The organism is Streptomyces sp. NPDC052016, assembly GCF_044548445.1.
Classification (GTDB): Bacteria; Actinomycetota; Actinomycetes; order Streptomycetales; family Streptomycetaceae; genus Streptomyces.
Map to the genome: position 1 here is coordinate 1 of NZ_JBIUBX010000064.1, position 3,298 is coordinate 3,298.

4 protein-coding genes and 1 pseudogene are annotated in these 3,298 nt (G+C 66.9%); 4 read left to right on the forward strand and 1 reads right to left on the reverse strand.

Annotated features, from left to right (window positions below):
- Both ACIHAR_RS39605 and ACIHAR_RS39610 read left to right on the forward strand, forming a co-directional pair.
- Positions 1 to 150 (forward strand): annotated as a pseudogene (locus ACIHAR_RS39605) (transposase); the annotation flags it as partial.
- A gap of 80 nt (positions 151 to 230) precedes the next feature.
- Positions 231 to 1,036, forward strand: a protein-coding gene (locus tag ACIHAR_RS39610; RefSeq protein WP_400024117.1) for an IS5 family transposase whose coding sequence is annotated in 2 segments (ribosomal slippage) — positions 231 to 567 and positions 567 to 1,036 — 807 coding nt in all. Because the reading frame shifts where the segments join, the coding sequence is not laid out codon by codon here.
- A gap of 74 nt (positions 1,037 to 1,110) precedes the next feature.
- Here the strand turns inward: ACIHAR_RS39610 and ACIHAR_RS39615 are convergent.
- A complete protein-coding gene (locus ACIHAR_RS39615) occupies positions 1,111 to 1,374 on the reverse strand; it encodes a hypothetical protein (protein WP_400024115.1) in 264 nt (87 codons plus the stop codon).
- A 384-nt stretch (positions 1,375 to 1,758) separates the two neighbouring features.
- On the opposite strand from ACIHAR_RS39615, the gene ACIHAR_RS39620 reads away from it, so the two are divergent.
- Both ACIHAR_RS39620 and ACIHAR_RS39625 read left to right on the forward strand, forming a co-directional pair.
- Positions 1,759 to 2,355 carry a transposase family protein gene (locus tag ACIHAR_RS39620; RefSeq protein WP_400024118.1) on the forward strand — a complete coding sequence of 199 codons (597 nt, stop codon included), beginning with the start codon at positions 1,759 to 1,761 and terminating at the stop codon, positions 2,353 to 2,355.
- A complete protein-coding gene (locus ACIHAR_RS39625; protein ID WP_400024120.1) occupies positions 2,292 to 3,041 on the forward strand; it encodes a helix-turn-helix domain-containing protein in 750 nt (249 codons plus the stop codon). Before ACIHAR_RS39620 ends, ACIHAR_RS39625 begins: the two co-directional genes overlap by 64 nt.
- Positions 3,042 to 3,298 lie beyond the last annotated feature (257 nt).

A 3,298-nucleotide genomic window follows, 5' to 3' on the forward strand; every position in this document is an offset into this window, starting at 1 on the left:
AAACCCTCCCGCCCCGGCCCGGGACGACCACCCGGACGAAAGAACACCCGGCCCGCCCCGCGCCACGACGTGCACACAGTCCGCAAACCAGGCACGACGAAACAGCGAACGAAGAAGTCAACGACCCCACGACCCCGCCGCACAGGTTAAAGATCAAGCTAACTGATCGTTTCAAAATGACTTGATCTACAGTCCTGCGCTCAACGATCTTGGTCGGCAGGGTGTCCGGGGTGCGTGCTGATCTTGTTCCAGATGACCTGTGGGAGCGGGTCGCTCCGCTGCTGCCGTCCACTCCCGAACGCCACCACCACCCGGGTCGACTGCGTGTTCCGGACCGTGCGGCCCTCGCGGGCGTCATGTACGTGCTGCGGACCGGTGTCGCCTGGCGCGATGTTCCGGCCGAGACCGTGGGCTGCTCTGGGGTGACGGCCTGGCGCCGACTGCGGGACTGGACCGAGGCTGGCGTCTGGCCGCGTCTGCATGCCGCCCTGCTGACCGAACTGCGCCGCGCTGACCTTCTGGGCCTGGACGACTGCGCCGTGGACGGGTCGCATGTCCGGGCCCTGAAAGGGGGGATCACGTCGGCCCCTCGCCCGTCGACCGTGCCCGTCCCGGCTCCAAACACCATCTGATCGTCGACCGCCACGGCACACCGCTCGCAGTCACGCTCACCGGTGGGAACCGACATGACGTCACCCAGTTGCTGCCCCTGCTGGACGCCGTCCCAGCGATTCGGGGCCTGCAAGGACGCCCCCGCCGCAAGCCCCGGCGCCTGTATGCCGACCGGGGCTACGACTTCGACAAGTACCGCCGCCTGCTGTGGAAGCGCGGCATCAAACCGATGATCGCCCGACGTGGCGTCGCACACGGCTCCGGGCTGGGCAAGGTCCGCTGGGTCGTCGAGCGCGCCTTCGCCTGGCTCCACCAGTTCAAGCGGCTCCGCATCCGCTACGAACGACGCGCCGATCTACACCAAGGCCTGCTTGAACTGGCCTGCAGCCTCATATGCCTTCGCCGCCTCCGAAGTTCATTCTGAAAGATCAGTATGGGGCGACAGCCGAAGTCGGTCGCAGGGCAGCGAAGCCGGGTTCCTGCCCTTGGCGGCTGAACTCAGGTGAGGTCGAAGGTGACGCTCACGGAGCCGTTCCAGTCCGATGCCTCCATGAGCGTGAGGGCTCCATCCTTTGCCTCGACGACTCGCACCGTGATCCTGCCGCGATCCTCACCGGGAAACGCAACGGAGAAGTGGGGATCCATCTCCATGAGGAAGTCCCAGCCCTCGCGCTGGGTCGTGTCGAGTGCATTGGCATGCCGACCGGTTGCCTGCCACTTGCCGGCCGCGTCGACAGTGACGGTGACGTCGATGTCGTACATCTCAAGGCACGTCGAGCGATTAGCCCACCATTCGAGGCGGGCTCGACCCACGAATCGATTCATGAGGACACTATCCACGGCGCATAGGCCGGACGGGCTAGTCTGTGCGGCTGCCGGTCGTCGTGGGTCAGGCGACTGGACGGGTCCTCGCCTCAACCAGTTTCGCCTCATAGGCCTTCGTCACCTCCGTACCTCATTCTGAAACCATCAGTAAGCGGCGGCGGGAGCGGCCCCGGACGCGGACCACAGGGGTGTGGCCGCTGCGTGACCAGGTGCGGGTGGTCGGCGGCGTCATCGAGAGGCTCAGTCAAGGCTTTCGTGACGGGGTGACCGAGCGTCACTTCGGTGGCATGGTCCGCAGTGTGTGATGACTTCTTGGACATCGTGTTTCCGCACCTGGAGAAGGTGCTGGTGGAGCAAGTGTGTGTGGAGGACGGCGTGGTGCGGGTCCAGGCCCGCACCCGCGACGGTGCTCTCGCGTGTCCCGATTGCGGCGTTTCCTCGGCGCGAGTCCACAGTTGGTATCGACGGTGTCTGGCGGATGCCGCTGTGGGCGGGCGTCCGGTGGCCATCGACCTGTCGGTGCGACGGTTGTTCTGCGATGTCGCCAGTTGTGCGCGTCGCACCTTCGTTGAGCAGGTCGAAGGACTCACCATCCGGTACGGACGCCGCACTGTCGTGCTGGCGACCCTGATCCAGGCCATTGCCCTGGCGCTTGCCGGCCGGGCAGGCGCGCGGCTCGCCGCCGTGCTGCACATCGTCGTCAGTCGGATGACGCTGCTGAATGTGCTGATGGCGCTGCCCGACCCGTGCCCTCCCACACCACGGGTACTCGGGGTGGATGACTTCGCCACCCGACTGGGCGCAGATACGGGACGGTACTGGTCGACGTCGAGTCCCATGCCGTCCTCGACCTGCTGCCCGGCAGAGAGAAGGAACCCGTGGCCCTCTGGCTGGCCGGACACCCGGGGATCGAGGTGATCTGCCGGGACCGGGCCGGCGCCTATGCCGAGGCGGCCCGCGCAGGCGCTCCGGGCGCGCTGCAGGTCGCCGACCGGTGGCATTTATCGGACAACCCGACCACCGCTGTCGAGCGCACCGTGATCGCTCACCGACCCTGCCTGCAAGGACCAGAGGTGAGCACCCCGTCGGCCCGGCGCATGGCCGCGGCTCCGCCCTCGACCCTCAATCCGGACACCGGCACGGAGAAATGGCTGGTCACCCGGACACGGGAGCGACACAAGGCAGTTCACCGACTGCTGGCCCGCGGATGGACGATCAGTGCCATCGCGCGGGAGCTGGGCCTTGCCCGGCACACCGCGGAACGCTATGCCCACTGCAAGAACCTCGACGGCCTCATCGAAGGCTCCCTGCGCACCACCCGCCTGGACGACTACAAGCCTTACCTGATCCGGCGCTGGAACGATGGATGCACCGATGCCGCCCGCCTCTTCCGCGAGATCCAGAGCCAGGGCTACCCGGGACGAACCCCCCAAGCAGTGCGACGCTACCTCCGTCCGCTTCGCACCGGCCTCGGCTCCATCCGGTCGCCGGCCCCGGTGCTCGAACCGCAGCAGGTCACCAACTGGGTCATGTGGAACCCCCAGCACCTGCGCGACGACGAAGAACGCCAGCTGGGTGAGTACTCACCCGATGGCCCGAGTTGACTGCCGTCCGCAGCCACGTGCATGTCTTCGCGCGGATGGTCTGCGACCTCGGCGGAAACAGCCTGCCGGCATGGACAGACGCCGTCCACGCCGATGACCTACCCGCGCTGCACGCCTTCGCCGACGGTCTCCAGCGTGATCACCAGGCTGTCACCGCGGGACTTAGACGCCGTTTCAGTTGGTGAGTCGGCGGTAGCTGATGAGGGCTGCGGCGATGCCGACGAAGGCCAGGAAGTGCTCGGCCTTTCGCTCGTAAC